We start from the raw sequence: 25,434 nt of genomic DNA on the forward strand, positions 1-25,434 counted from the left end.
GCGGAGCAGTTCAAAGCCCGAAGTACCAGAGCCGCACGTCCTCTTCCTCCGACCATATCTGCACGTCCAGCATCTCGTCGAATTCGACCGGCTCGCCCCGGTACATGCAGCAGAACCCGCGCTCGGTGCGATAGACGATCACCCACTCGCGCGGGTCGGGGATTGCGTCGGGCGAACGGTCTTCCCGTGTGCTCCCGGAATCCGCAAGGTGCGCCGCGGCCTTGAGCCGCTCGCGCAACGTCCGCCACTCAGTTTTCAGCTTCACGGTCGCTCACCTTGAGACTCCGGCCGTGCACGGCATACGAAGCGTCGTTGACGCGCACGGATTGCGTCGACGTGGCGGTCCTTCCGCGAGCCCGGGGCTGGAAAATATCGATACTGCGGGCGACGGCGTCCGCAATATGCTCCTTCGCAATCACGCCGGACACGTCGAACGCGCCATCGACAGCGGCATCGACGAGGACCACCGCCATCACCGCGCGGCGCTGCCGGAGTTCGCTGATCACTTCAAACGCCGCTTCGGACCGCTTCACGACGATGAAGTTGCGATTCGCGAGTTGCCCGATCGTAACCGTCGGATTGTCATGGCTGACCGCGCGGCGCAGGCCGGTGTTGATGCGCAGCACGCCGTACAGCATGCCTGCCTTCGTGACGACGATGTGCCGGAACGGCGCGATGCCCATGCGATCGAGGAGATCGCGAAACGGGACGTCCGCGTCGAGCACCAGTATGTCGGCCTCCATGATCGCCCCCGCGTTCTGCACGAGAAACATATTGGCGTGCAACGCATCTGGAATGACATGACCGCGCCTGACGAGTTTCATCGTGTAGATCGTCTCGCGCGAGAGGAGCCGGCGGGTGCCGATGCTGAACGCAACCGCAAGTATCATCGGCAGCACGATGTCGTAATCGCGCGTCATTTCGAAGATCATCGCCACTGCCGTCATTGCGGCACCCGTGCCGCCCGCGACCACCGCCCCCATGCCGACCATCGCGAATGCAGGCACGCTGACCGGAGCGGCCGGCACCAGCAGATGGAACAGGGACGCCAGCGCGGCGCCCAACGTCGCGCCGATGAACAGCGACGGCGAGAACACGCCGCCCGACGAGCCGGAGCCGAGGCTAACCGATGTCGCGGCCATCTTGCACAGCGCAAGCAGCAGCAGGAACAGGCCACCTTGCAACTGTTCATTGAGCGTCGCCTGGATCGTTGCGTAGCCCACGCCTTCCACGTAGTAGTGGCCTGCGTAGCGCATCAGCAGATACATCATTGCGCCGACGAACAGCATGCCGAGCGCGTGGCGCGCAAAACGCCCCGGAACGCGATCGAAGGCGTCCTCCGCCCAGTGCAATCCGCGAATCAGCAACGCGGCCGCCACGCCGGCCACGACCCCGAGCAGCGCGTAGAGCAGCAGCGTGAAGCCGCTCGCGAGATGGTTATCGAGCGCGCCGAGTTGAGGGGGAACCAGGAAAGCCGCTGCTCCGCCAAGGAACAGCCGTCCCACGAACGTGGCGGTGCCCGTTGCCAGTGCGACGGGCAGAAAAGTCCCCACGCTGATTTCCGGCATCATCAGCTCGGTCGCGAACAGTACGCCGCCGATCGGCGTATTGAACGTCGCGGCAATGCCGGCCCCCGCGCCGCTCGCAACGAGAATGATCCGCTGACTGGCGGGCATCCGCAGCCACTGACCCAGCGTCGAGCCCAGTGCCGAACCGATCTGGATGATCGGACCTTCCCGGCCCACCGCCGCGCCGGTGCCGATCGCGATGGCCGATGCGAGCGACTTGACGACCGCCACGACCGGACGGATCACGCCGCCCCCGAAATAGATCGCGTCCATCACTTCTGGCACGCCATGCCCTTTTGCTTCCGGTGCGAAGCGGCTTACCAGCCACGTGACCACGAAGCCGCCTGCTACCGGCACGAGAATCACCCATGCGCCCCATGGCGACGGCGGGGTAAACTGGCTCGCGTCGTAGAGCGGCGAAAGGCGTCCGAGAAACGCCGCATTATGGATAGTGCCGATCAGCATCCTGAACACCACCGCGCCAAAACCGGTCACGATCCCGAGGCAGAACCCCAGCATGCTCATGCGATAGAGGTCGAGCGGCTTCGCGACTTCTTGCGCGTTTTCAGGAGGCGCCGAATCTCCTTCCTTGCCGTCGAGTTTCGTGGGGGCCATATCCCGCCTCTCCTCGCATGACAACACCGGGTCATCGTTCGGCGCGGGAGCCTCGAGCGGTCCCATGCACGCAATACAAGGTCCACGCAGAAAGAAGCCGAGCGGTCTTGGGGGGATGATCGAACATCGCACCGCCCGCCTGAATCGGTCGGTGCGACCGGGTAGACAGGCCTCGGCAATCATGTCATGCCGTGCCATGCACTATAGTCCTATCAACGCGTGTTCACCAACCTTGATGGTCGTGGCGATACGGAACACCCACCGTTCACCGCATCCAGATCCGGCGCGGGCACGCAATCCATCTGATACGATTTTGCGCTGTCACCCCGTCACGCCGCATTGCCGGTGCGCTTTGCGATAGAGCAACAGGATTTCAGCAAGGCTGCAGAGAATCCGGCTTCAGGCGCCTGGTCCATGTTCCGAACGAGACAGGTAGCAAAGTGAAGCAAACATCACCGCACATCCGGGTCGGCATGCCCAACAAGCACGATCTCGAAGCCATGTCGGCATTTCGTTATCAGTTACGCAGGTTCCTGCGGTATTCGGAAGAAATTACTCACGCGGAAGGAGTCACGCCTCTGCAATATCAGATGCTCCTTCACGTCAGGGGATTTCCCGACCGCTCCTGGGCCAGTATCGGCGAACTGGCTGAACGGTTGCAGGCAGCGCCCAACGGCACCGCGGCGCTCGTGTCCCGCTGCGAAGCCGCCGGGCTCGTCGAGCGTCGTCCCGACGCTTCCGACCGGCGACTCGTGCAGGTCCACCTGACGGAAAAAGGCGAGCGGTGCCTGTTGAAGCTCGCGATGCTGCATAAGCGGGAAATCGAGTCATTCGGTTGGGCGCTGGGGCAGTTTCAGGTTCAACAGACACCACTGGTTGGCGGAGCGGCCAAATCGCCAGATTGGTGATCATGCAGCGGCGCCAGGGATGAGCATTCGTCGACGGCCGGCGCGCCAGCGACGATCTGCGCGTGCCAGCCCTTTAGCCCGTGTCCGTACGACACATTCTCAAGACATCCACGACCGCTTGGACCAATGGGTGATTACCCTCGCACGGACGCGCCAGAAGCTTTCAGGCCTGCCTTGATTGGGGCGATCGTACTGGTCATGCCAGGAGCGGCGCCTGTGGCGCGAAGCCCGCTGGATGACATTTTCCGATGGACGCGAGTGGCTCGACGCCCCTCAGCGGCCACCGCTCGCCGCTTCGTGCTGAGCCGCACTGGACGCGCCTTCCGATTCGGCGGCATGTTCGGCAGGTGGCCAAAGTGCCTTGCTAAATACCCTATCGTGCGCTAAAAAACATTTTACTTCCTTCGCGTGTCTACTGGCCGTCCGGCCAATGCCATGGACGCCCCCACTCCAGCGAGCACGACTGTCCATGAGTCTTCTTGAGCTCAGAGGCGTTTCCAGGCATTTCGGCGCCATTCAGGCCCTGACCGACGTGACGCTCAGTCTGGAGTCAGGTCAGGTCGTGGGGCTCATGGGCGATAACGGGGCCGGGAAATCGACTTTGGTGAAGGTCGTCGCCGGCAACTTTCCACCTTCGCACGGCGAAATTCTCATCGATGGAAATCCCGTGCATTTCAACAAGCCGGTCGACGCGCGCGCGCGCGGCATCGAAGTCGTCTATCAGGATCTCGCGCTCTGCGACAACCTGACGGCAGCCGCCAACGTTTTCCTTGGCCGCGAACTGCGGGTCGGGTTCGGGCCTATCCGCGTGCTCGATCACGCGACCATGTATCGGCGTGCGGGTGAACTGTTCAATGCACTGAAGTCCGAGACGCGCCCGCGCGACCTCGTCAGGCAAATGTCGGGGGGGCAGCGGCAGGCGGTAGCCATCGCCCGCACGCGCCTCTCGGAAGCGAGGCTCGTTCTCATGGACGAGCCGACCGCCTCGATCAGTGTGCGCCAGGTCGTCGAGGTGCTCGATCTCATCAGACGCCTGTCCGAACACGGTATCGCCGTCATCCTCATCAGCCACCGCATGCCTGACGTATTCGCCGTCGCCCACCGGGTGGTTGTCATGCGGCGCGGGCGCAAGGTCGCGGACAAGAAGACCGAAGAGTCCTCCCCGGAAGAAGTGACCGGACTGATCACCGGCGCCATCGCCGCTGCCTGAACCTGCCTCGCATCGGAGCCACCACATTGAACGACGCGCCGCGAAGGCCCCCTACAGTGCCGCCATTGCTCGATGATCCACAGTCCGCGAGGACGCACACTCGCTGGTCGGGATTGTTCGCAAGCCAGGTGTTCTGGGTCGTGCTGGCAACGATCGTCGCCTGTATCGCCCTGTCTTTTGCGACCTCGACCTTCGCGACCTCCGAGAATCTTTTCAACGTTACGCGAAACTTCGCCTTCGTCGCCATCGTGGCGCTGGGAATGATGGCGGTGATCGTCACGGGCGGCATCGACATTTCGGTTGGCTCGACGATCGGCATCAGCGGTATCGTGCTCTCGGTCGTCATGAACGCGGGCTACCCGATCTGGGCCGGTATCGGCATGGGACTACTGACCGCCGGGCTGGTCGGCCTCGTCAACGGCTTGCTCATCGCGTATCTCGGCATGCAGCCTTTCGTCGTGACGCTCGCCATGCTGAGCGTCGGCCGCAGCCTCGCACTCGTGATCTCCCGCAGCCGGACCATTTTCGATTTCGGCCCCGACGGGAGCAAGCTCCTCGCGCTCGGCGGCGGCTCGACGCTCGGCGTTGCCAATCCGGTGTGGTTCCTGATCCTGCTTGGGCTGTTGTTCTGGTTCGCGTTCGGCTGGACGCGCTGGGGCCGCTACGTGTTCGCGATCGGCGGCAACCGTCATGCGGCGACTCTCACCGGCGTACCGGTGCGCCGCATCGTTTGTTCCGTCTACGTACTCTGCGGCCTCATGGCGGGCGTCGCGGCGATTCTCGAAGTCGGCTGGCTAGGCGCGGTGACGACAGGCCTCGGCACGGGCGACGAACTGCGCGTGATCGCTGCTACCGTGGTCGGCGGGACCAATCTGATCGGCGGGGTCGGCAGCGCCTTCGGCACGATCGTCGGCGCGGCGCTCATCGAGGTCATCCGCAACAGCCTGATCCTGCTCGGCGTCGACGCGTTCTGGCAGGGCACGGTCGTCGGCAGCTTCATCGTCGTCGCGGTGCTCTTTAACAGGCTCGGTGGCGAGCGGCAAGGAGATTGAAATGTCGTTGGACGCGCCGGCCGCTTCCCGGCCGGTGCCGCGGGAAGCGGGTGCGGCCGGATCAGGCGCGGAACTGCCGCACGCATGGGTTCACAAGACCGCGAGGATCCGCTCCAGGGCCGAGTTCCGATTTCGGGCCTGACGTTGGATCGTTATGAAGACTGTGTAGGCCCACATGGGCACCGTAGAGCCGGCGCCGAACAGGAGGAAGCAATGAAGAAACTGTGGATGTGTCTTGCCGCGGCTGGAGGACTCGCGATGCTGGCGTCCTCTGGCTTCGCGGCCGATAAGACCCTTGCGCTGGTGGTGAAGGGTCTCGACAACCCGTACTTCGACCTCATGCATCAAGGATGCGAACGGGCGAACAAGGAACTCAACAAGCAAGGCTACAACTGCTACTACACCGGTCCCGCGACCGCTGCGGACGAGAGCGCGCAAGTGCAGATCATCGACGACCTGCTGACCAAGGGCGTCGCGAGCATGGCGATCTCGCCCGCGAACGCGCCGGCTGTGGCGGAGGTGCTGCGCCGCCGCGGCGGATCGGTCCCGGTCATCACCGCGGATGCCGATCTGCTGCCGAAGGATGCGTCACTGCGCAAGAGCTATGTCGGCACCGACAACTACGAACTGGGCGCCAAGCTTGGCGAGCAGTTGAAGATGCTGATGCCGAAAGGCGGCAATGTCTGCCTGGTGATGGGCAATCCGGCAGCGGAGAACATCAACCAGCGGGCCCAGGGCGCGCGCGATGTACTCTCCGGGAAGAAAGGGATCACGAAGCTCGCTGGCGAGAACGGCTGGCATGAGATCAGTGGCTGTCCGCTCTACGTGAACGACGACGCCGCCAAGGCGAACCAGATGATGCAGGACACGCTGACCGCTCACCCCACGGGTCTCGACGCCTTTCTGCTAGCGGGCGGCTGGCCTCTCTTTGCGCCGCAGGCCTTTTCGCAGGTTGTCGCGCCGATAATGGACAAGATCAAGAACGGCAAGTTCGTGATCGTCTCGGCGGATACGCTCGGGCCCGAACTGCAAGCGCTCAAGGAGCACAAGGTGAATGTGCTCGTCGGCCAGCGGCCCGAGGAAATGGGCTACCGCGCCGCGATGGTCATGCGTGACCTCGCGGAAGGGAAGTCGGTACCTAAGGTCATTCACACCGGACTCGACGTCTGCACATGGAAGAACGCCGACACTTGCCTGAAGCATTGAAGGCCGGCGGCCCACATCATCACGATAACGCGCGAGCCGGATCGACACCGAGCCGACTCTGCGCTGCCTCGATGCATCGACGACACCATTTGCCTGCTCTTCCTGAAAGAGGCCGGGCGCAGCATTGAACACCGATAGCGCGCCGACAATGCACGCTTCGACACGTTCGCCGTTGATCAGTTGAAGGGCGATCGCCGCCCCGAGCATCGAGAGTACGGGCGCCCAAAACCGTGCCGCGATACGCGTCGGCCCTCCGACGCGATGCTCGTTGTGCTCGTTCCTGCCGCGCTCGCTCTGCAGACGCGCGGCTTGCGCGCTGGTCAGCCCCAAATGCGACGTGCTGCCGGATGCCGTTGTCATGGACCAAGGTCACGGTAGCGGCTGTTCGTGTAACGCAATGCTCACAGCGACATCCAGACAAATGGCTTTCTTGCGTTGCGGCACCATAATCAACAAGGGGGCCAACGTGCCGCATCGCCCTCGACAGCAGACAACAGGATGTGGCACACCGCAATTCCTGCTGAGCATATGCGCATCGTTAACCTCGCCTTAAGTTGCCCAGGAGTACGCTGATTACATGAGAAATCCGACGGCTCGAAGCATCGCTCTGGTTTGGTCAGTCATCCCAAAGATGACTTCGCTAAGCATCAGATAAGCTTTGCATCCTGGACTTCTCTCACGTTCTTCTCATTGCACTGACCACCCCAACTGGAGGCGTTCATGAAATCGACTCTTTCCGCGATCGGCGCTGTTGGTATCCTCCTCGCACCGCTTCTGTGTTTGGCTCAGCCGACGCACTCTCCAACGCGCGCTGAAGTTCACGCACAGCTGATCCAGCTGGAAAACGCCGGATATAACCCGGCAAAACGCGACGATGCCCGCTATCCAGCCGATATCCAGAAGGCTGAAGCACGCGTTGCTGCACGTGGCACGGCCAACGACTATTCGACATCGGGCATGGGTACGACTACTGGCAGTACTGCGGAGTCGGGGGGACATGGAGCCATGCGAAGCACCACTTCGACACTGTATGAACATCACTGAGCGTTTCCGGCGCATGTGTGACCTACGGCATGCATGCGCGGCTTCCGTTGCGTTCAGCCATCAGTTCCCGCAGAACACGGCTTCGACACAGCAGTAAAAAGAGGTAAGCGTCATGAACACGATCTTCAAGACAATCGCCCTTATCGTTTGCGTTGCTGCACCGGCGGTATCGTTCGCTCAAACGTCGAACGATCCGACGTCGCGCGCGCAGGTCAGGGCCCAACTGGTCCAACTCGAACACGCCGGCTACAAGCCCAGCAAGCTGCACTACCCCGCGGACATTCAGGCGGCCGAAGCCCGCATCGGGGTTCAGAATGCCGCAGCAGCAAATGGTGCAGCAAACGGTGGAACAGGCTACGGCCCTCCGGCCGCGGGCTCGTCGCAGTATGGAAACCATGCATCGAATGCCAGAATGCAACAGTTTTACAATCACCCCTGATCGCCCTCCTCGCGGGACCATCGGATGCGCATATTGCTGGCGGAAGACGATCCGCTGATCGGTAACGGCTTGCAGCAAGGCCTGCAAAGGGCAGGCTTTGCCGTCGACTGGGCCACGGACGGCGACGCGGCCGCGCTCGCGCTGAACACCACGTCATACGGGCTCGTCCTGCTCGACCTCGGACTGCCGAAGCAGGACGGCCTCGCGTTGCTCGCTAAGCTGCGCGCGCGCAACGTCGCGCGCAACGTCGATACGCCGGTCATCATCATCACCGCGCGCGACGCCGTTCCGGATCGCGTCGCGGGACTCGATGGCGGTGCCGACGACTACATCGTCAAGCCGTTCGCTCTCGAGGAGCTGCTCGCCCGCATGCGCGTCGTGCATCGCCGCCAGGCTGGCCGTGCAAAGTCGACGTTGCAGGTCGGCAGGTTGCGACTCGATCCCGCGCAGCACCGGCTATGGCTGCACGACAACGAAATATCGGTGACCAGCCGCGAATTCGCACTGCTGCTCGAACTGATGCACGACCCGGCCATCATCGTGTCGCGCGAACAGCTGGAGGAACGGCTGTACGGCTGGAACGAAGAGATCGAAAGCAACGCGATCCAGGTACATGTTCATAACCTGCGCCGCAAGCTCGGTGTGCTCGCGATTCGCACCGTGCGCGGCGTCGGATACCAGATCGGAGAGATCGCGTGAGATCGCTGCGCCGGCGTCTGCTGATGTGGCTGCTGCCGGCCACCTTGCTGATGGGTCTGCTCGCCAGCGCCGCAACGTATTGGGGCGCGCTCGCGGAGCTTGACGAGCTGCTTGACGATCAGCTGAAAGCCGTCGCGCAACACGTCGTCGTCGAGCCCGACGGGCGTCTATCGCTGCGTGGCATGCAGGGCGCTAACGAAGACCGGCTATCGGGCGAACAGTCACACGCGGTGTTGCTGCAAGTGTGGCGCGGTACGACACGCGTGTTCAGCAGCGATCTCGATTCGCCGTTGCCGCCCCCCACGGGCGCGGGCGTCGCCGACCTGGCCGTCGACGGCCAGTTGTGGCACACGTATGTCTCGCGAAACGGCGATATGCTCGTGCGCGTCGCGCAGGTGAAGCGGGCGCGCTGGGAAGCGTTGGCCGAGATCGCGATGCAGCTGTTCTGGCCAGTACTGTCGCTGCTGCCCGTGCTGGCGCTCTTTCTGTGGTTCGGCATCGGCAACGGCTTGAGGCCGTTGCGCGATATCGCCGCGAACCTGAAGCGGCGTGATGCGCACAACATGCAGGAAATCGATACCGCGGCGATGCCGGGCGAGGTCAAGCCGCTCGTCGACGCGCTCAACGATCTGCTGCTTCGGCTCGATCGCGCATTTACCGCGCAGCGCGACTTCGTCGCCGACGCCGCACACGAGCTTCGCACACCGATCATGGGACTGGCCCTGCAGGTCGAACTGCTGCCACGAGCGACGAATCGTGACGAACGCGATGCCATCATCCGGCAGATCGGCATAGGCACCGCGCGCCTCGCCCATCTCGCGGAACAGTTGCTGACGCTGGCGAGGCTCGGACCCGAGTCGAACCCGCCGGTCTTTAGCGAGGTCGATCTGACCTCGCTTGCGCGCGCGGTCGTCGGCGAGCGTGCGCGTTTCGCCGAACCGGCCCGGATCGACCTCGGTCTCGTCGCTCCCGCCATCGTGAAAATACGTGGCAACGCCGACGGCCTGCGCATCCTGCTCAACAACCTGGTCGACAACGCGATCCGTTATGCGGGCGTGCATGCGCGCGTCGACGTTCATGTCGGCACTGAAGACGGTTGTGGGACGCTCGACGTGTGCGATACGGGCCCAGGTATCCCCGACGAAGACCGCGAGCGCGTCTGGGAACGCTTCTATCGCGGCAATGGACACGCCGCGCCCGGCAGCGGTCTGGGTCTGTCGATCGTCAGGCGCATCGCGGAGCAGCACAGCGCCACCCTCTCGCTCGGCAGCAGCGCGAACGGCCGTGGGCTGAAGGTGCATCTGCGCTTCCCGCCAGCCGGTCCTGAAGACAGCGCAGCGGACATGCGACGAGCCACTGGCAACGACGCACCCGTCGCGGCGACGGAAGACACCGTCAGGCGGTAGCGCGAATCGACGTTTGAAGCGGTGAGCGTTACACGCTTGACACGCGCCGCGCCGCGCGGCCTGGCTGCGTGCCTGTCGCGTCGTCGGCTTTGCACCAGCACGTCGGGCACCCCGCCATGCTGGTCCACCGCGCGCCACGCCCCGAATGAAGTCCCCTTGGGGGAAAGCCAGTGCTTCTCTCCGTTGATCGTGGCCACCACTTCGTCGAGGTGCCACCTGTCGCCTGGGGCCAATGGGGTGGACCGGATGCGGGAAACTGTAATACCACCACACCGCGTAGCTGATCACGTCAAGCGGAAATCGATAGCCAACATAGGAGCGCGGGTCGTCGACGGCAGTGGCGTTCTGTTGGGCGGCTGCTTTCAGGAACGACATTGTCGCTGCCCCCCTTAACCCTGCTAACAAGGTCGCAATGCCTTCCCGGTAAATGACGCGGTCTGCGATGATCGCCGAATGAACGCCAGTGGCGTGCCGCGATCGCGGCGCGGCTGACAGAATGGCACCGGCCATTTCGTACAGCACGAGATTGCCTGAGTGACCCATCTCCTCCCGATAAAGTAGGCGTCTAGCATGATTGAATACTTCACACCTCTGTCACGCATTTGCGCGCCCAAAACGACGTTCGCGCGCCCGATATGATGCGAGTGCGGCATCAAGCGCGGCGTCGTCAAAATCTGGCCAGAATATGTCGGTGAAGTAGAGTTCAGTGTACGCGAGTTGCCATAGCAGGAAGTTGCTGATGCGCTGCTCACCTCCGGTCCGGATCAGCAGATCGGGTTCCGGCGCGTACGCCATCGCCAGATATTGCGCGAAGCTGGCTTCGTCGACCGGCACGGCGTGACCATCGACGGCACTCCGTGCGAGAAGCTCGCTTATAGCGTGAAGGATATCCCAGCGACCGCCGTAATTCGCCGCAATGGTCAGCGTCATACGTGTATTGTGGGCCGTTCTGATTTCCGCTCGCTTCACGAGCGCCCGAAGGTGCGCATCGAACGCCGATAGATCGCCAACGACGCGCAAGCGGATGCCATTCTTGTGCAACCGTGCCGTTTCACGCTGTAGCGTCGCCCCGAACAGACGCATCAGGAACGACACTTCGTCCTCAGGCCGGCGCCAGTTCTCCGAACTGAATGCAAACAGCGTCAGGAATTCGACGCCGCGCCGCGCGCAGCCCTCGACGATCGCGCGGACCGCTTCGACACCCTTCACGTGACCGGCCACTCGGGGCAGCTTGCGCTGCGCCGCCCAGCGGCCATTGCCGTCCATAATGATTGCAATGTGCCGCGGCACATCGGTCACGGCCGGTACGCTAACGGTCGAACTTTTATGGATCATGGGAACCGCCGCGAGTCAGGCGGAACACGAAAGTCCCCGAAGGTCATGAAGGTGCCCCTGGACTCTTTTCCTGGTGATCAACTCGACCGCCACCAAATCACGTGGACATCGGCTGGGCCACCGGACGAAATGGATAATCGTATGGTATGCAGACGAAACTGAAAGGATGCTTAAGACGGAGATATTCTCCAGGCTTTGTTCACGTATTGGCAGGTTTAAGGGGGCGCGGCGATGATTTCGTTCATGAAAGCAGCCGCCCAACAGAACGGTACCGCCGTCGACAACCCGCTCTCCTATGTTGGCTATCGATTTCCGCCCGACGTGATCAGCTACGCGGTGTAGTGGTATACCGTTTCCCGCTAAGCGTCGTTAATACAACCTGGACAGCGCGGCTGGGCCCAAACGCCATATCCTGACAGGATGACAAGACGAAAAATAAGCAACGAGATCTGGGCGACGCTGGAGCCGCCAGGCGATGCGACAGTTGCGTGAGCCACTCACGCCTTTCCCGGTGATAAGTATGGCGGTTGTAGACGCCGATGATTCCGGGCTGTACGTGGCCGAGGACTGCCTCGGCAATATCGTTGGGACAACCCAGCGTTGCAAGAAGCGTCCGAGTTGTGCGTCGAAGGTCGTGGGCGGACCAATGCGTGACGGGCAAGCGCGGCCGGTCATGCTTCGGGGCGATATTGCAATATGGTTGACGATAGTGGACGTCGTGCTGGGCGGCGGTGTCCGGAATTTTGTGCGGGGGTGTCCGGAATTTCGCGTAAACGGGTTGAGGTTTAACCCGACACCAGCCGCTCTTCGAACTGGATCGTGAAGCGGTTCAGTGCGGCCTTCCAGTTCGCGGATCGGCATCGTCCACTTCTTGCTGATGCTGTTCAGGAAGACGACCAGCATCAAGCGCGTAATGCCAGGCGCTACCCAGTTCCATGCGAAGGCGCCGGCGTCGACCGGTACGACTCGAGGAAATCGAAAGCCTGGGCGCGTGTGACGGCTGTGACGCGCATATCCCCTATAGGCCCCAGCATCGCCTTGAATATACGTGCGACCTCGACCGCTCCCTTTGTCTTCCGATTTACTTCTACATACCCTTCCAGATAGTCGCGGCACAGCTGTCTGACGGTGTAATCGCCTGGGTGCGCAGCCGCTGATTCCCGTTCTGCGCAGTGTCGAAGGTTCGGCACCGGAATCGCGTTCGACGCGCTTCGTTTGCCACGCAGCGATCGCTGCGGCAAATGAGGTCGACGGCCACTCACGAGCTTCACCTGTCGCATGCGACCGTCGATCGGCGACTTATAGCGATACGTCCATGACTTGCGGCTCGTTGAAGCCTGGTAGGCGTAGGCCTGGAAATCCCTCAACGTCATGTGCTCGCCGCTCGGCAGCTTGGCCACGGCACGTGCATCAAAGCGCATTCTTCCCTCGGCGCAGGTTTTCTGCATAACGGCACAAAAACCTACGCCAGCATCACAAGTTTGGGTAAGCGGAGACACGCGGCGATACACGAACCGACGGGCCTGAAGCGTTAATATTTTTCTTAAAATTCGGTTACTTGCGATATGTCCGGGGAAGGCTTTGGGCTTACCGAGACAAGCCTGAAAACATGGCTATTCATTCTCGTCGAAGTAATGCCCAAACTTCAGCTGCTTCGTGCGGATATACCGCTCGTTTTCCTCGCGCATCGGAATCGCGAGCGCGACACGCTCGCACACCGGAATGCCGTGCTTCGACAGCGTGTCGAACTTTTCGGGATTGTTACTCATCAGCCGCACCGACGTGACCTTCAGCGTGCGCAGGATGCCCGCGGCCGAATCGTATTCGCGTGAATCGTCGGGCAGGCCGAGATCGAGGTTGGCTTCGACGGTATCGCGCCCCTGCTCCTGCAGCGCATACGCGCGGATCTTGTTCGACAGACCGATGCCGCGTCCTTCGTGGCCGCGCAAATACAGCAGTACGCCGCAACCCTCTGCCGCGATATAGCGCAGCGCGAGATCGAGCTGCTCGCCGCAGTCGCAGCGATAGGAGCCGAGCACGTCGCCCGTCAGACATTCCGAATGCAGGCGCGTCAGCACCGAGGACTGGTTGGCGACATCGCCCATCACGAGCGCGAGATGTTCGGCGCCGCTGTCGACCACGCGAAACACATAGGAAGTGAACGTGCCGTAGCGCGTGGGCAGCGTGGCGGTGGCGTCGAGCACGACGCATTCGCCGGTGACGGCGCCGTCCGCTGCGGGCGATGGATCCTGAGACGTGAGCATGGCGTTGAACAATGGTACTGGCATGAACCCGGTCGAGCCGGGGATAAGGTGTGGACTGCGAGTTTACCGCTAATCCGCATGCAGCACGTGGATGCCCCTTCGCTTGCACGGGACGCTGCCCCGCGACAAGCCGCACCCGGCACACGCGCATCACGCGAAACACGAGCCCGAGACCCGAAACAAGCCCGCGCGGACCGCGTCAATCCAGCGCGCATCGTCCGGCGCGCCCGAGGTATTCCCGGTGTACCGCGGGCGCACGTCGCGCCTATACTTGTATCGCCTGTCCCTCACGACAGTGCGCCACTTCGGCGTGCTGCATTGCGAAACGGAGCCGCTCCATGACAAGCGTTGCACAGCTTCTTAAAACGAAACCGAACCCCTCCGACGTCTACACGATCGGCGCCGACGATTCCGTCTACGAGGCGATCCGGTTGATGGCCGAGAAAAGCATCGGCGCGCTGGTGGTGACGGACGGCGACAGCATCGCCGGCATCATCACGGAGCGCGACTACGCGCGCAAGATCGTGCTGATGGACCGGTCGTCAAAGGCGACGCCGGTGCGCGACATCATGAGCAAGGCGGTGCGCTTCGTTCGTCTGAACCAGACGACTGAAGAGTGCATGGCGCTGATGACCGAGCGGCGCATGCGTCACCTGCCCGTCATCGACAACGAGCGGCTGGTCGGCATGGTGTCGATTGGCGACCTCGTGAAGGACATCATCGCGGAACAGCAGTTCACGATTCAGCAACTCGAGTTCTATATTCACGGCGAACGGCTCTGACAGGCAGCACGGTTTTCGCTGAGCGGCACCGCATCGATCATCCGCGCGGGACCAGACGCAAAAAAAGCCCAAACCTCTAAGAGCTTGGGCCAAGCTACCTTGCGGCAGCGGAGGTTCTTTCGGAAAGAGGAACGCAACGCGCGCGGATGAACGCTCTCGGGCGTATGAGTGCGGCGCGCTCGTTTGAAACAGTACCGGGTATGACACGCTGTGTGCGCCGTCAAACGACGCGCACACAGATTCTGCTGCCTGCTTAGTTACCGAAATTAGTTACCGAAATAGACGCTCTTCGGGCCGCTCATCGGCTGCGGCATGCCGCCCGCCTGGGTCGATCCGCTCATCGGCGCGCCGTAACCGCTGGTATCAGCGCTCGGCTGGGTTTGCGCGACGGCCGGATTTTGCGCTTGCACGCGCTGCTCGGCGGCCTGGATGTCGGCCGGATAATTCGGGTCGCTCGAGGTCGACGGGTTGTAGCCCGCGTGCTCCAGCTGGATCAGTTCGCTGCGGACTTCCGCGCGGGTGACCGGCTGCTGGCTCGACTGCGCGAACGAGACGACTGGCGCGGCGACAAGGGCCGCAATGGCAACTGCCTTGGTCAGCGATTTCATGGTGACTTCCCTCCAATGTGGTTTTATCTGCATCGCCGACACCTCGGTGTCCAGCGAATGACTTGAGTCTAGTCAGCACACTGCCAAGGGAAAACCCTTAATTTCGAGATAGAAAATTGCTCAGTTCGCAACGATCTCGGGAAATATCGTGGAACCGCCTCCGTTAACATGATCTTCGGGTTAACAATTGCCCGGATCGTCACCTTTGCGTCTGATGTTTCCGAAATACGTCTGATCGAAGAAAAAATTCGCCCGCCCGCACGCCGAAACGTCTGAATCGATGTACGCGCGTAGCCGCGACGTCATGCGCCCGAATGCGGAATCGTCAGCAGCTTGCGCGGGCCGCTGACGAACGCGCTGCCCGGCTCGAAAAATCGCAACGGACGGTGCATCTCGCGCGACAGGCCGATGCGCGTCGTCACGCCGATCGGCGCGTCGCCAGTCTCGATCACGCCGATCCATAGCCCCCGACCCGTACACAAATCGCGGCCGTCGAACGCCTGGCCGATGCCGAACGCCACCGTCAGCCGGCCGGGTCCGCGCGCGAGATCGCGCAGCGGCACGCCGGGACGGCGCGCTTCCATCAGCGCGAGTCCTTCGAGCGGTTCGACCGCGCGCAGCAGGATGCCGGCGCCGACCTCCTGCGCTTCGGACGACATGTTGAGCATGTAAGACACGCCGTAGGTCAGCCGCACATAAGCATGACCGCGCGCGAGAAACATCGACCCGTTGTACGGACGACGTCCGATGAACGCATGGCTCGTCGAGTCGCCGAGCGGATACGCCTCGGTCTCGACGATGCGTCCGCTCAGGCGTCCTTCGGGCAGATCGTGCACGAGATATTTGCCGACCATGAAGCGCGCGAGTTCCACGGTATCGATCGGCAGATCCTCGCGGCGCAACGGTCGGATCTGAAGAGCTTCGTTTCGCATGCGCTGGGTGTCCTTGAGTCGGTGCTGAAATCGGTGCTGAAACCTACGGCCTCGCGACAAGCGCGCAGTCGCCCCACTCCCACGTCATCGACCGGTTGCGCTCGACAAATTCGTTGTACCGAAGCCTCATTTTCTGCGCCATGGAAGTCAACATGGCACCAATTGTTGTATTGTGTGCATCCGGCCGGTCACACGGCCGTTTGCATGTTTCGGCGCGCGCTTCGCGGCTCGCTAACCGCGTGTCGGCTGAAAGCGTTCGCAGACTGCTGTACCTGTTCCATTGGCATTGAATCCCGCTGTGCCCGCTGGTGTAAAAAAATCGACCCCATCCGGGGATCGACGTTCTACGACAACAGGAGATGGTTGAATGAAAGCATTCTCGGCAATCAAGATGATCAGCGGCGCGCTGGTCGTTCTCGCTTCCCTCAACGCGTACGCGCAAAGCAGCGAGGCGGCCGCGACCGCAGCGCCGGCGGCAACGGCACCGACCGCCAAGCAGACTCGCGCGGCTAATCGCGCGCTGCAGAAGAAGGTCCGCGCGACGCTCGCGCGTACGAAGGGCCTGACCGTCGGCAACATCACCGTGCGCGCACGCGAAGGCGCCGTCACGCTGGAAGGCTCGGTGCCGGAACAGGCTCAGATCGAACTCGCGACGAACGCCGCTCAAGGCGTGGCAGGCGTGACGTCGGTGAAGAGCGCACTGTCGATCCGCGCGATGGGCCAGTAATCCGGTCGAACGGCCGAAGAAGTTGCGGTAACAGCAGCAAGCTGGCGTCGACGGCGGAAAGCTCCGCCGCGACGCCAATTCCCCCTCCGATCCGGCGCTCGGCACCATTGCCTCACGGTGCGGCCATCGCGCCATCCGACGCGGCGATTCCCCGCGCCCCCGAAACCGCGATATTTTTAATGCGCTACGCGCGTCGCGATGACGACCCGACCGCGTGGCGACGGCTTCTCGTAACGAGTTATCCCCGATAATTTAATGGCTTAACGTCACTTGTTAAGATATTACTTCAAGTTCATACACGCACCGAAAGGAAGGCCGCATGACTTCGTCCGCGACCGTCTTGCCTCGTTGGACTCTCGTCGCGCCGATCGCTAGCTGGATCGTGCTCGCCGCCGCCTACGCGATGCCGGGCAACACGCTGCTGCTCGCACTGGCCGGCATGTCGCTATGCGCGGCCGTGTTTGCCGCCGTGCATCATGCCGAAGTGGTCGCGCATCGCGTCGGCGAGCCGTTTGGCACGCTGGTGCTCGCGGTCGCCGTCACGGTGATCGAGGTGGCGCTGATCGTCTCGGTGATGCTGACGTCCGGTCCCGAGAAAGCCGGCCTCGCGCGCGATACGGTATTCGCGGCCGTAATGATCGTCTGCAACGGGCTCGTCGGGCTGTGTCTGCTGGTGGGCGGCATCCGTCATCTGGAACAGGACTTCCAGAGCCGCGGCGCGGCGGCCGCGCTGGCGGTGCTCGCGTCGCTGTCGGTACTGACGCTCGTGATGCCGAATTTCACGACCACCAGCCCCGGGCCTGTCCTTTCGCCGTCGCAGCTCGCGTTTGCCGGCGTGTCGTCGCTGGTGCTGTACTGCGTGTTCGTGTTCGTGCAGACGGTGCGCCATCGCGACTACTTCCTCGCCGGCGTGCCCGACGAAGACGTCCATGCCGAGCCGCCCGGCGCGCGCCTCGCCGCCATCAGCGGCGTGCTGCTGCTCGTGAGCCTCGTCGCGGTCGTGCTGCTCGCGAAAGTGCTGTCGCCGGTGGTCGAGTCAGCGGTGCTGAGCGCGGGCGCGCCGCCGGCGGTGGTCGGTATCGTGATTGCGTCGCTGGTGCTGTTGCCGGAAGGACTCGCGGCGCTGCGCGCGGCGCGCGCCGACCGTCTGCAGACCAGCCTGAACCTCGCGCTCGGCTCGTCACTGGCGAGTATCGGCCTGACCATTCCCACCGTCGCCGGCGTGTTCCTGTACATCGGTCAGCCCATCGTGCTCGGCATCGATGGCAAGGACATGGTGCTGCTCGCGCTCACGCTGGTGGTCGCCACGCTGACGCTCAGCACCGGGCGCACGACGATTCTGCAAGGCGCCGTGCATCTGTCGCTGTTCGCGGCTTATCTGTTTCTGTCGTTCGCGCCGTGACGCGATGCCTTATCCGGCACGGGCGGACGGCAACCTCACTCTTCCCAATGCTCGGCGATCCAGTCGCGGAACAGATTCAGCTTCTGCTGTTGCGCGACTGAGTCCGGATACACGAAGTAATAGCGCCAGCCGGTCTTCAGCACGGTATCGAACGGCCGCACGAGGCGCCGGGCGGCGACGTCCTCGTCGATTAGCGCGAGGTCGCTGATCGCGACACCGAAGCCCTGCGCGGCGGCGTTGGTCGCCATGTCGAGCGTATCGAAGCTCGGGCCGAGCTCCGCGTCGATCGTCGCGGCGCCCGCCGGATCGGCTTCCGCGACTTTCGCGAGCCACATCTTCCAGTCGCGGTGATCGCGCGTCGGATGCAGCAGCGTGTGGCGCCCGAGATCGGCCACCTGCGCGAGCGGCTTGTCCTTCAGCAGCTCGGGCGTGCAGACCGGCGTCAGACGCTCCTCGAACAGCGACACCGCCCGCACGTCCGCACCGGGCGACGAACCGTAGATGATCGCCGCGTCGAACGGCTCGCTCTGGAAATCGACGTCGTGCTGCCAGGTGGTCGTGATCTGCACGTGCAGATCGGGATAGTCGGACTGGAAGCGCATGATCTTCGGCAGCATCCAGCGCATCACGCAGGTCGGCACCTTGAGCGCGAGATCGGTGCGCTGCCTCGTCAAGCGCAGCGACATTTCCTCGATCCGCGCGAAGCTCTCCTTGACCGCCGGCAGCAGCATTTCGCCCTCGGCGGTCAGCGTCAGCCCCTTTGCGTGACGCTTGAACAGCGGAAACTTGTAGTAGTCCTCGAGCGCGATGATCTGCCGGCTGACCGCGCCTTGCGTCAGGCACAGATGGTCGGCGGCACGCGTGAAGCTGCGATGGCGCGCGACGGTTTCGAAAATCTGCAGCGCGTTGAGCGGCGGTAGGCGTCGCATCGGATGTCCAGGATCAGAAAAAATCATTGCGTGGCTGCGGCAGCGCCCCTCGCCGCCCTGCCCGTCAAGCCCACAGCATACGCGATCGGCTATGCGCGCACGAGTGGGCGCGCAGGCAAACCCGCATGCGTTCGACTCATGGCATGCGTGAAAAACGCCCGTCCCGAGGAATGTCGCACCGGCGCGGTGCAAAAAAGCCTTCAGCAATCGCACCAGAACCGAGCTTTCCTCATACCTCGACGCACGCCGAGATTCCTCAGCCAGATCTGGACGTTAACCCGCATAAGCCATCGCCCGTAGCTTCCCGGCGCGTCGCCAAACCGCTCGCCACCGCGTTCGCCGGCGGCGAGCCATGAGCGTACGTCATGCGATCCATGCGCATATTTCGATTGTTGCGTGATTTTGGCAAACCTACAGTGCATCCACGCACGGTATATCCGGCAGCGGTCACGGCGAATCATGGGCAACGGGCGTTCAACACAGGAGACCGCCATGCAGCAGATCAAACGGGGTAGAAGGCAGGCCATCAAGACGATCGGTACGGCGCTCGCGGCATCCGCGCTGCCGATGCCGTTCCTCAACCTGCGCGCGCAGGAGCACAACTTCAGCGGCAAGACGCTGCGCATCCTGACGTGGTCGGACGATACCGGCACGGCCGCGCTGCGCAACATCGCCGCGACCTTCACGGCGAAGACCGGCGCGAAGGTCATCGCCGATCGCGCCGACGGCACCTCCGGCATGGTCGCCAAAGTCAAGGCAGCGGGCGAGCGCCCCACCTATGACGTGATCACGCTCGCCGGCGTCGGCGCCTCCGGCCTCGCCGACGCGGGCCTGCTGATGAAGCCCGACCTCGAGCGCCTGCCGAACCTGAAAGAAGTCGCGCCGCCATACCGCACCGGCGCGAACGGCTTCGGCGTCGGCTATCTGCTGTGGTCCGACGGCCTCATCTACAACACCGCGACGGTCAAGACGCCGCCTTCGTCGTACGAGGCGCTGTGGGACCCGAAATACGCCGGCCGCGTTTTCCTGCCGCCGCCCGAGTGGGCCGAAACGGTCGATCTCGCGATCATCGCCGCGAAGATGAACGGCGGCTCGCAGCAGAACATCGAGCCCGGCTTCAAGAAGCTCGCGCAGCTCAAAGACCGCGTGATGACGCTCGGCGAGAACCCGAACCAGGTGGCCGACCTGTTCCGCACGGGCTCGCTCGACATCGGCGGCATCTACTCGCCCGCGTTTTTCCCGGATCAGATCCGCAAGCCCGAATACAAGATGGGCGTGACCTACGGCATGAAGGAAGGCTTCGCGACGCAACTGATGTTCACGGTGATTCCGAAAGCGCATCCGGGCGACACCGAGCTGATCCACGCGTTCATCAATCACTCGCTCGACGCCGGCGTGCAAGGCCGCATGGCGGCCGATGTGCTGAACGGCCCAGTCAATTCGAAAGCGATGATTCCGGCCGAGAGCCGCGCGTTCGTGCCGAACCCGCAGCAGATCGCCGAGAAAGCCGTGCTGCATGACGACAAGGCGCTCGCCGCCGTGCAGCCGGCATGGATCAAGCGCTACACCGAAATCTTCTCGGCGTAACCACGATGCTCGCGCGCTTCCCGCGGCGTGCCGCGATGATGCCGGACGAAGCCGCGCCGGGCCCAGCGCCCGGCGGCGGCGCCTCCGCTTCCGCAGTTGTTGCGACGGCCGTGACCGACCCCGCTGCCGGCGCAATGACGCTCGCGAAAGCGCGCCCGTGGCTGCTACTCGCGCCGATCCTTTTGTTTCTGGCGATACTCGGCGCGGCCGCGCTGGTCGTGCTGCGTATGAGCTTCGGCACGTCCGGCAACGAATGGCGCAGCTTCACGCTGCAGAACTACGTGGACCTGCTCGACGGCTACTTCCTGAAATCGTTGTGGCTGACGCTGCGGCTCGCGTTCCAGAGCATGCTGTGCGCGGTCGTGCTCGCGATTCCGGTCGCGCTCGCGATGGCGCGCACGACATCGCGGTTCGCGCGCCGGCTGCTGCTCGCGGGTGTGCTGCTGCCGCTGCTCGTCAATCTGCTGCTGCAAGGCTATGGCTGGCTCGTGATCCTCGGCCCGGCGGGTCTGCTCAATCACGCGCTGCTCGCGAGCGGACTCGTCGAGCGTCCGGTGATGTGGCTGTATCGCGAGCATGGCGTGCTGCTGGGGCTGATCCAGACCGCGTTTCCGCTCGCCGTGCTGCCGCTGTCCAGCGCGATGCGCGCGGTGTCGATCTCGTACGAGGAAGCCGCCGCGACGCTCGGCGCGACGCGCTGGCAAACGCTGCGTCACGTGCTGCTGCCGCTCGCGATGCCGGGCCTCGTGTCGGGCGCGCTGCTGGTGTTCGCGTACAACGCGAGCGCGTTCGCGGTGCCGCTGCTGCTCGGCGGCCGGCGTGTGCCGATGCTCGCGGTGCTGGTGCACGATGAGGTCGCGCCGCTCTTGAACTGGCCGGCCGCCTCCGCTTCCGGCGTGGTGCTGATGATCGCGACGCTCGCCGTGATGGCGCTGTCGCAACGGCTCGTGCGCCGCACCCAACGTCTGAGCGGGGAGCCTCACGCATGAGCACGCCGCTGCCGACCCCGCGCCTGCCGCGCACCGAACCTCTTTCGCCGCGCTTCCCGCGCCTGCCTCAGACGATGCCCGGCCAGCTCGGCCGCGCGACCGCGCTCGTCGCCGGCGTGGTGCTGTTTCTCACCGCGCTGCCGATCCTGACGATGATCGCGATGTCGTTCAGTGCGGCCGACACGCTCGAATTCCCGCCGCACGCGTACAGCCTGCACTGGTACCGCGCGGCGTGGCACAGCTTCGTGTCGCCGGACGCGACCGATACGCTGTCGATGGGCGCCGCGCTGAGCACGAGCCTCGTCGTCGCGCTATCGACGATGCTGATCGCGACGCTGGTCTCCGTGCCCGCCGCGTACGCGCTGTCGCGCTACCGCTTTCACGGCAAGCCGGTGGTCGAGCAACTGGTCGCGCTGCCGCTCGTCTATCCGCTCGTGATGCTCGGCCTGTCGCTGCTGCTGGTGTTCAACGTGCTGCCGGTCGAGCTGGGCGTCGGCCGTCTGATCATCGCGCATGTGATCCTGGCGCTGCCGTTCACGGTGAAGAACTGCGCGGCGTCGGTCGCGTCGATCGGCCCCGAGTTCGAGGAAGCCGCGCTCGTGATGGGCGCGAGCCCCGGCCGCGCGCTCATCGACGTGGTGCTGCCGCTGATGCGCCCCGGCATTCTCGCCGGCATGCTGTTCGCGTTCATCGTGTCGTTCAACGAGTTCACGGTGACGTTCTTTCTGTACAGCATCGACACGATGACGCTGCCGGTATGGCTCTATAGCCGCACGGTATCGTCGCTCGATCCGACCGTGTTCTGTTTCGCGGTGGTCATCGTCGCGATCGACTTCGCGCTGATCTGGCTGCTCGAAAAGCTGATCGGCGACGAAGGCGTCGCGCTGTGAACCCGTCACCTTGCTGGAGCTTCCGATGACCCATCTGACCTTGCAGGCCGTCACGCGGCGCTTCGGCGCCGTGCACGCCGTCGACGACGTCGACCTGAGCGTGCCCGACGGCAAGCTCGTGTGCTTCCTCGGCCCGTCCGGCTGCGGCAAGACCACGCTGCTGCGGATGATCGCAGGCCTCGAAACGCCGACCGAGGGCAGCATCCATTTCGCCGGCCGCGACATCACGCGACTGCCGGCCAACCGGCGCGACTTTGGGATGGTGTTCCAGTCGCTCGCGCTGTTTCCGCATATGACGGTCGCGCAGAACGTCGCGTATCCGCTGAAGCTGCGCAAGGTCGCGAAAGAACGGCAAACGCGCCGCGTCGCCGAACTGCTCGAGCTGATCCAGCTGCCGCACATGGCGAACCGGCCGGTCACGCAACTGTCGGGCGGGCAGCGCCAACGCGTCGCGATCGCGCGCGCGATCGCTTCGGAGCCGCAACTGCTGCTGCTCGACGAACCGCTGTCCGCGCTCGACGCGAAGCTGCGCGAAGCGATGCAGGTCGAAATCCGCCTGCTGCAGCAACGCCTCGGCATCACGACGATCATGGTCACGCACGACCAGCGCGAAGCGATGACGATGGCCGACGAGATCGTCGTGATGGAGAAAGGCCGCATCGCGCAGGTCGGCAAGCCGCTCGACATCTACCGCGATCCGGTGAGCGAGTTCGTCGCCGACTTCATCGGGCTCGGCAACATTCTGCCGGTGCGGTACGACGGCGCGGGCGTCGTGAGCCTGCCGGGCGGACGGCGCATCGCGGTGACGCCGAACCCGGGCGCGCCGCTCGCCGATGCGCCGCAGCCGGGTGCGGCCGGCGACGCGATCCGCCTGCTGATTCGCCCCGAGGACATCTGCGTGAAGGCGGCCACGGAAGCACCGAACCCGAACCGGCTGCCCGGTACCGTCACGTTCATTCGCGACGTCGGCGCCTCGCTCGAAGCGACGATCGATTGCGTGGGCTTCACGCTGACCGCCGCGACCACGCCGCGCGAAACGCCCGGGCTCGCGCTCGGCATGCCGGTGCTCGCCGAGCTGCCGCCGCACGCGTGCAAGCTGATCGCCGCGCGCGCCGCCTGATACCCGACCCCATCACACGGCTTTGCCTGAATAACTACCGTATTACGACAGAGGAACACATCATGAACCAGCGCCCCGCTCTCCAATCGACCCGCCGCATGTTCGCGACGCTCGCCGCGACGCTCGCGATGACCGCGCTCGGCGCGCTGTGCGCACTGCCGTCGGCCGCGCATGCCGACGCGCTCGACGACATCGCGAAATCCGGCACCGTGCGCATCGGCGTATTCGAGGACTATCCGCCGTTCGGCTCGATCGGTCCGGACATGAAGCCGGTCGGCTACGACATCGACGTCGCCAATCTGATCGGCAAGGCGCTCAACGCGAAGGTCGAACTGGTGCCGGTCACCGGCGACAACCGCATGGCCTTTCTCGCCGACCACAAGGCCGACATGTTGCTGTCGGTCGGCCAGACGCCCGAGCGCGAAAAAGTGATCGACTTCTCGCAACCCTACGCGCCGTACTACCTCGCGGTGTTCGGCCCGAAGTCGCTGCCGGTGAAGACCGCCGCCGACCTCGGCGGCAAGTCGATCTCGGTCGCGCGCGGCACGCTCGAAGACCTGAGCGTGACGAAGATCGCGCCGCCGTCGGCGAACATCAAACGTTTCGACGATCCGAACGGCGCTATTTCGGCGTTCCTTTCTGGTCAGGTACAGTTGATGGTGGTCGGCAACGACGTCGGCGCGACGATTCTCGCGCGGCATCCGGCGAACGATCCGGAGCAGAAGTTCGCGCTGTTCAGCTCGCCCGATCACGTCGGTCTGAACAAGAACGAGCCGCGCCTGAAGGCGAAGGTCGACGAAACGATTGCCAAGGCCCGCAAGGACGGCACGATGAACGCGATTTCGCAGAAGTGGCTGCGCGCGCCGCTGCCGGCCGATCTTTGAAACCTGTGACGTGGCGCCGTGAAGGCCGCGCCGCGATCTGATACTACGATGGGCACGAGGCCATGACTTACGCGTTCGATTTCAGCGGCTTCGGCCTGTATGCGGGGATGCTCGCGCGCGGCGCCGCCGTGACGCTCGGCCTCACGGCCGTGTCGACCCTGGCGGGCGGGCTGGTGGGGATCGGCGGCGCGAGCATTGCGGCGGCCGGGCCGAAGTGGGCGCGCTGGCTGGTCGCGAGCTACGTCGAGCTGATCCGCAACACGCCTTTTCTGGTGCAGTTGTTCTTCGTGTTTTTCGGCCTGCCGAGCCTCGGCATTCATATCGACGAGGTCGAGGCCGCGATTCTTGCGATGACCGTCAATCTCGGCGCGTACGCGATCGAGATCGTGCGCGCCGGCATCGATTCGATTTCGCGCGGCCAGGTGCAGGCCGCCCAGGCGCTCGGCCTGCATGGGCGCCAGGTGTTCCGCTACGTCGTGCTGCCGCAGGCGCTCGCCAACGTGTTTCCCGCGCTGCTCGGCCAGGTGCTGATCGTGATGCTCGGCTCGGCCGTCGTGTCGCAGATCTCGGTGCCCGACCTGACCTATGCGGCGAACTTCATCCAGTCGCGCAACTTCCGCTCGTTCGAGAGCTACGTGATCATCACGGCTGCCTATCTGCTGATGTCGATCGTGTTGCGGCAGCTGTTGAACCGCTTCGGCCGCGGGCTGTTCGCGGGCCGCGCGGCACGAGGTAACAACAGCAGTAGTAGTAGTAGTAGTAGTAGTAGTAGTAGTAGTAGTAGTAGTAGTAGTAGTAGTAGTAGTAGTAGTAGTAGTAGTAGTAGTAGTAGTAGTAG

Annotated in this window: 25 protein-coding genes and 2 pseudogenes; 17 read left to right on the forward strand and 10 right to left on the reverse strand. The window is 63.7% G+C overall.

Annotated elements, in window-relative coordinates; translation table 11 throughout:
* Nucleotides 1–10: 10 nt before the first annotated feature.
* On the reverse strand, nt 11–265 hold the full coding sequence (locus HDG37_RS17710; protein ID WP_184049852.1) for a hypothetical protein: 255 nt from the start codon (nt 263–265) through the stop codon (nt 11–13).
* Nucleotides 249–2,183 carry a chloride channel protein gene (locus HDG37_RS17715; protein ID WP_184049854.1) on the reverse strand — a complete coding sequence of 645 codons (1,935 nt, stop codon included), beginning with the start codon at nt 2,181–2,183 and terminating at the stop codon, nt 249–251. Before HDG37_RS17715 ends, HDG37_RS17710 begins: the two co-directional genes overlap by 17 nt.
* A 473-nt stretch (nt 2,184–2,656) precedes the next feature.
* Between HDG37_RS17715 and HDG37_RS17720 the strand changes: the two genes are divergently transcribed.
* From HDG37_RS17720 to HDG37_RS17735, 4 genes are all read left to right on the forward strand, one after another.
* Entirely contained in the window at nt 2,657–3,091 is a 435-nt protein-coding gene (locus tag HDG37_RS17720; RefSeq protein WP_184050102.1) for a MarR family winged helix-turn-helix transcriptional regulator, read from the forward strand.
* 469 nt (nt 3,092–3,560) lie between these two features.
* Nucleotides 3,561–4,301 carry an ATP-binding cassette domain-containing protein gene (locus HDG37_RS17725; protein ID WP_184049856.1) on the forward strand — a complete coding sequence of 247 codons (741 nt, stop codon included), beginning with the start codon at nt 3,561–3,563 and terminating at the stop codon, nt 4,299–4,301.
* Nucleotides 4,302–4,414: 113 nt separating this feature from the next.
* Nucleotides 4,415–5,353 carry an ABC transporter permease gene (locus tag HDG37_RS17730; RefSeq protein ID WP_221312056.1) on the forward strand — a complete coding sequence of 313 codons (939 nt, stop codon included), beginning with the start codon at nt 4,415–4,417 and terminating at the stop codon, nt 5,351–5,353.
* Between the two features lie 213 nt (nt 5,354–5,566).
* Nucleotides 5,567–6,559, forward strand: a complete 993-nt coding sequence (locus HDG37_RS17735; protein ID WP_184049860.1) for a sugar-binding protein — start codon at nt 5,567–5,569, stop codon at nt 6,557–6,559.
* Nucleotides 6,560–6,757: 198 nt separating this feature from the next.
* Here the strand turns inward: HDG37_RS17735 and HDG37_RS40375 are convergent.
* A pseudogene (locus tag HDG37_RS40375) lies at nt 6,758–6,919 on the reverse strand (cation-transporting P-type ATPase); the annotation flags it as partial.
* A 360-nt stretch (nt 6,920–7,279) separates the two neighbouring features.
* On the opposite strand from HDG37_RS40375, the gene HDG37_RS17740 reads away from it, so the two are divergent.
* The 4 genes from HDG37_RS17740 (at nt 7,280) to HDG37_RS17755 (ending at nt 10,147) form a co-directional block, all read left to right on the forward strand.
* Nucleotides 7,280–7,603 (forward strand): DUF4148 domain-containing protein, encoded by a 324-nt coding sequence (locus HDG37_RS17740; RefSeq protein WP_184049862.1) that lies wholly within the window; start codon nt 7,280–7,282, stop codon nt 7,601–7,603.
* 112 nt (nt 7,604–7,715) lie between these two features.
* Nucleotides 7,716–8,042 (forward strand): DUF4148 domain-containing protein, encoded by a 327-nt coding sequence (locus HDG37_RS17745; RefSeq protein ID WP_184049864.1) that lies wholly within the window; start codon nt 7,716–7,718, stop codon nt 8,040–8,042.
* A gap of 24 nt (nt 8,043–8,066) precedes the next feature.
* Nucleotides 8,067–8,741, forward strand: a complete 675-nt coding sequence (locus tag HDG37_RS17750) for a response regulator (RefSeq protein ID WP_184049866.1) — start codon at nt 8,067–8,069, stop codon at nt 8,739–8,741.
* Entirely contained in the window at nt 8,738–10,147 is a 1,410-nt protein-coding gene (locus HDG37_RS17755; RefSeq protein ID WP_184049868.1) for an ATP-binding protein, read from the forward strand. The genes HDG37_RS17750 and HDG37_RS17755 overlap by 4 nt, the downstream gene beginning before the upstream one ends.
* A gap of 59 nt (nt 10,148–10,206) precedes the next feature.
* On the opposite strand, the pseudogene HDG37_RS38805 reads toward HDG37_RS17755, so the two are convergent.
* The 4 genes and pseudogenes from HDG37_RS38805 to ribA all read right to left on the reverse strand — a co-directional run.
* Nucleotides 10,207–10,522: pseudogene (locus HDG37_RS38805) on the reverse strand (DDE-type integrase/transposase/recombinase); the annotation flags it as partial.
* A 219-nt stretch (nt 10,523–10,741) separates the two neighbouring features.
* Nucleotides 10,742–11,482 carry a polyprenyl diphosphate synthase gene (gene uppS, locus HDG37_RS17760; protein WP_184049870.1) on the reverse strand — a complete coding sequence of 247 codons (741 nt, stop codon included), beginning with the start codon at nt 11,480–11,482 and terminating at the stop codon, nt 10,742–10,744.
* Nucleotides 11,483–12,405: 923 nt separating this feature from the next.
* The gene (locus HDG37_RS39360; RefSeq protein ID WP_260334911.1) at nt 12,406–12,903 is read right to left on the reverse strand and encodes a hypothetical protein; all 498 of its coding nucleotides are present in this window, start codon (nt 12,901–12,903) and stop codon (nt 12,406–12,408) included.
* 192 nt (nt 12,904–13,095) lie between these two features.
* The gene (gene ribA / locus HDG37_RS17770) at nt 13,096–13,746 is read right to left on the reverse strand and encodes a GTP cyclohydrolase II (protein WP_090805969.1); all 651 of its coding nucleotides are present in this window, start codon (nt 13,744–13,746) and stop codon (nt 13,096–13,098) included.
* A 338-nt stretch (nt 13,747–14,084) separates the two neighbouring features.
* Here ribA and HDG37_RS17775 point away from each other — a divergent pair, with 338 nt between their 5' ends.
* Nucleotides 14,085–14,528, forward strand: a complete 444-nt coding sequence (locus tag HDG37_RS17775; RefSeq protein WP_184049872.1) for a CBS domain-containing protein — start codon at nt 14,085–14,087, stop codon at nt 14,526–14,528.
* Nucleotides 14,529–14,794: 266 nt separating this feature from the next.
* On the opposite strand, the gene HDG37_RS17780 is transcribed toward HDG37_RS17775, so the two are convergent.
* Together HDG37_RS17780 and HDG37_RS17785 are read right to left on the reverse strand one after the other, a co-directional pair.
* Nucleotides 14,795–15,136, reverse strand: a complete 342-nt coding sequence (locus HDG37_RS17780; protein ID WP_184049874.1) for a DUF4148 domain-containing protein — start codon at nt 15,134–15,136, stop codon at nt 14,795–14,797.
* A 302-nt stretch (nt 15,137–15,438) separates the two neighbouring features.
* Nucleotides 15,439–16,068, reverse strand: a complete 630-nt coding sequence (locus HDG37_RS17785) for a DNA-3-methyladenine glycosylase (protein WP_184049876.1) — start codon at nt 16,066–16,068, stop codon at nt 15,439–15,441.
* 367 nt (nt 16,069–16,435) lie between these two features.
* Between HDG37_RS17785 and HDG37_RS17790 the strand changes: the two genes are divergently transcribed.
* Both HDG37_RS17790 and HDG37_RS17795 read left to right on the forward strand, forming a co-directional pair.
* Nucleotides 16,436–16,795 (forward strand): BON domain-containing protein, encoded by a 360-nt coding sequence (locus HDG37_RS17790; RefSeq protein WP_184049878.1) that lies wholly within the window; start codon nt 16,436–16,438, stop codon nt 16,793–16,795.
* A 319-nt stretch (nt 16,796–17,114) separates the two neighbouring features.
* On the forward strand, nt 17,115–18,197 hold the full coding sequence (locus tag HDG37_RS17795) for a calcium:proton antiporter (protein WP_184049881.1): 1,083 nt from the start codon (nt 17,115–17,117) through the stop codon (nt 18,195–18,197).
* A gap of 35 nt (nt 18,198–18,232) precedes the next feature.
* Here the strand turns inward: HDG37_RS17795 and HDG37_RS17800 are convergent, their stop codons facing one another.
* Nucleotides 18,233–19,126 carry a LysR substrate-binding domain-containing protein gene (locus HDG37_RS17800; protein WP_184049883.1) on the reverse strand — a complete coding sequence of 298 codons (894 nt, stop codon included), beginning with the start codon at nt 19,124–19,126 and terminating at the stop codon, nt 18,233–18,235.
* Nucleotides 19,127–19,618: 492 nt separating this feature from the next.
* Here HDG37_RS17800 and HDG37_RS17805 point away from each other — a divergent pair, with 492 nt between their 5' ends.
* The 6 genes from HDG37_RS17805 to HDG37_RS17830 form a co-directional block, all read left to right on the forward strand.
* Complete coding sequence (locus tag HDG37_RS17805; protein WP_184049885.1) at nt 19,619–20,713, forward strand: PotD/PotF family extracellular solute-binding protein; 1,095 nt, start codon at nt 19,619–19,621, stop codon at nt 20,711–20,713.
* A 5-nt stretch (nt 20,714–20,718) separates the two neighbouring features.
* Nucleotides 20,719–21,702, forward strand: a complete 984-nt coding sequence (locus HDG37_RS17810) for an ABC transporter permease (protein ID WP_184050104.1) — start codon at nt 20,719–20,721, stop codon at nt 21,700–21,702.
* Nucleotides 21,699–22,592, forward strand: coding sequence for an ABC transporter permease (locus HDG37_RS17815; RefSeq protein WP_184049886.1), 894 nt, complete (start codon nt 21,699–21,701; stop codon nt 22,590–22,592). The genes HDG37_RS17810 and HDG37_RS17815 overlap by 4 nt, the downstream gene beginning before the upstream one ends.
* A gap of 25 nt (nt 22,593–22,617) precedes the next feature.
* On the forward strand, nt 22,618–23,712 hold the full coding sequence (locus HDG37_RS17820) for an ABC transporter ATP-binding protein (RefSeq protein WP_184049888.1): 1,095 nt from the start codon (nt 22,618–22,620) through the stop codon (nt 23,710–23,712).
* Nucleotides 23,713–23,774: 62 nt separating this feature from the next.
* Nucleotides 23,775–24,596 (forward strand): transporter substrate-binding domain-containing protein, encoded by an 822-nt coding sequence (locus HDG37_RS17825; protein WP_184049890.1) that lies wholly within the window; start codon nt 23,775–23,777, stop codon nt 24,594–24,596.
* 62 nt (nt 24,597–24,658) lie between these two features.
* Nucleotides 24,659–25,434: amino acid ABC transporter permease (locus HDG37_RS17830; protein WP_260334912.1), on the forward strand; the 776-nt coding region annotated here is incomplete at its 3' end.

This window comes from Paraburkholderia sp. MM5384-R2, from assembly GCF_014201025.1.
Taxonomy (GTDB): Bacteria; Pseudomonadota; Gammaproteobacteria; order Burkholderiales; family Burkholderiaceae; genus Paraburkholderia; species Paraburkholderia tuberum.

Excerpts from the sequence above, each read along its gene's own strand:
- HDG37_RS17715 (WP_184049854.1), bottom strand. The coding sequence starts at position 2,183 with ATGGCCCCCACGAAACTCGACGGCAAGGAAGGAGATTCGGCGCCTCCT.
- HDG37_RS17720 (WP_184050102.1), top strand. The coding sequence starts at position 2,657 with ATGCCCAACAAGCACGATCTCGAAGCCATGTCGGCATTTCGTTATCAG.
- HDG37_RS17725 (WP_184049856.1), top strand. The coding sequence starts at position 3,561 with ATGAGTCTTCTTGAGCTCAGAGGCGTTTCCAGGCATTTCGGCGCCATT.
- HDG37_RS17735 (WP_184049860.1), top strand. The coding sequence starts at position 5,567 with ATGAAGAAACTGTGGATGTGTCTTGCCGCGGCTGGAGGACTCGCGATG.
- HDG37_RS17740 (WP_184049862.1), top strand. The coding sequence starts at position 7,280 with ATGAAATCGACTCTTTCCGCGATCGGCGCTGTTGGTATCCTCCTCGCA.
- HDG37_RS17745 (WP_184049864.1), top strand. The coding sequence starts at position 7,716 with ATGAACACGATCTTCAAGACAATCGCCCTTATCGTTTGCGTTGCTGCA.
- HDG37_RS17750 (WP_184049866.1), top strand. The coding sequence starts at position 8,067 with ATGCGCATATTGCTGGCGGAAGACGATCCGCTGATCGGTAACGGCTTG.
- uppS (WP_184049870.1), bottom strand. The coding sequence starts at position 11,482 with ATGATCCATAAAAGTTCGACCGTTAGCGTACCGGCCGTGACCGATGTG.
- HDG37_RS39360 (WP_260334911.1), bottom strand. The coding sequence starts at position 12,903 with ATGCGCTTTGATGCACGTGCCGTGGCCAAGCTGCCGAGCGGCGAGCAC.
- ribA (WP_090805969.1), bottom strand. The coding sequence starts at position 13,746 with ATGCTCACGTCTCAGGATCCATCGCCCGCAGCGGACGGCGCCGTCACC.
- HDG37_RS17775 (WP_184049872.1), top strand. The coding sequence starts at position 14,085 with ATGACAAGCGTTGCACAGCTTCTTAAAACGAAACCGAACCCCTCCGAC.
- HDG37_RS17780 (WP_184049874.1), bottom strand. The coding sequence starts at position 15,136 with ATGAAATCGCTGACCAAGGCAGTTGCCATTGCGGCCCTTGTCGCCGCG.
- HDG37_RS17785 (WP_184049876.1), bottom strand. The coding sequence starts at position 16,068 with ATGCGAAACGAAGCTCTTCAGATCCGACCGTTGCGCCGCGAGGATCTG.
- HDG37_RS17790 (WP_184049878.1), top strand. The coding sequence starts at position 16,436 with ATGAAAGCATTCTCGGCAATCAAGATGATCAGCGGCGCGCTGGTCGTT.
- HDG37_RS17795 (WP_184049881.1), top strand. The coding sequence starts at position 17,115 with ATGACTTCGTCCGCGACCGTCTTGCCTCGTTGGACTCTCGTCGCGCCG.
- HDG37_RS17800 (WP_184049883.1), bottom strand. The coding sequence starts at position 19,126 with ATGCGACGCCTACCGCCGCTCAACGCGCTGCAGATTTTCGAAACCGTC.
- HDG37_RS17805 (WP_184049885.1), top strand. The coding sequence starts at position 19,619 with ATGCAGCAGATCAAACGGGGTAGAAGGCAGGCCATCAAGACGATCGGT.
- HDG37_RS17810 (WP_184050104.1), top strand. The coding sequence starts at position 20,719 with ATGCTCGCGCGCTTCCCGCGGCGTGCCGCGATGATGCCGGACGAAGCC.
- HDG37_RS17815 (WP_184049886.1), top strand. The coding sequence starts at position 21,699 with ATGAGCACGCCGCTGCCGACCCCGCGCCTGCCGCGCACCGAACCTCTT.
- HDG37_RS17820 (WP_184049888.1), top strand. The coding sequence starts at position 22,618 with ATGACCCATCTGACCTTGCAGGCCGTCACGCGGCGCTTCGGCGCCGTG.
- HDG37_RS17825 (WP_184049890.1), top strand. The coding sequence starts at position 23,775 with ATGAACCAGCGCCCCGCTCTCCAATCGACCCGCCGCATGTTCGCGACG.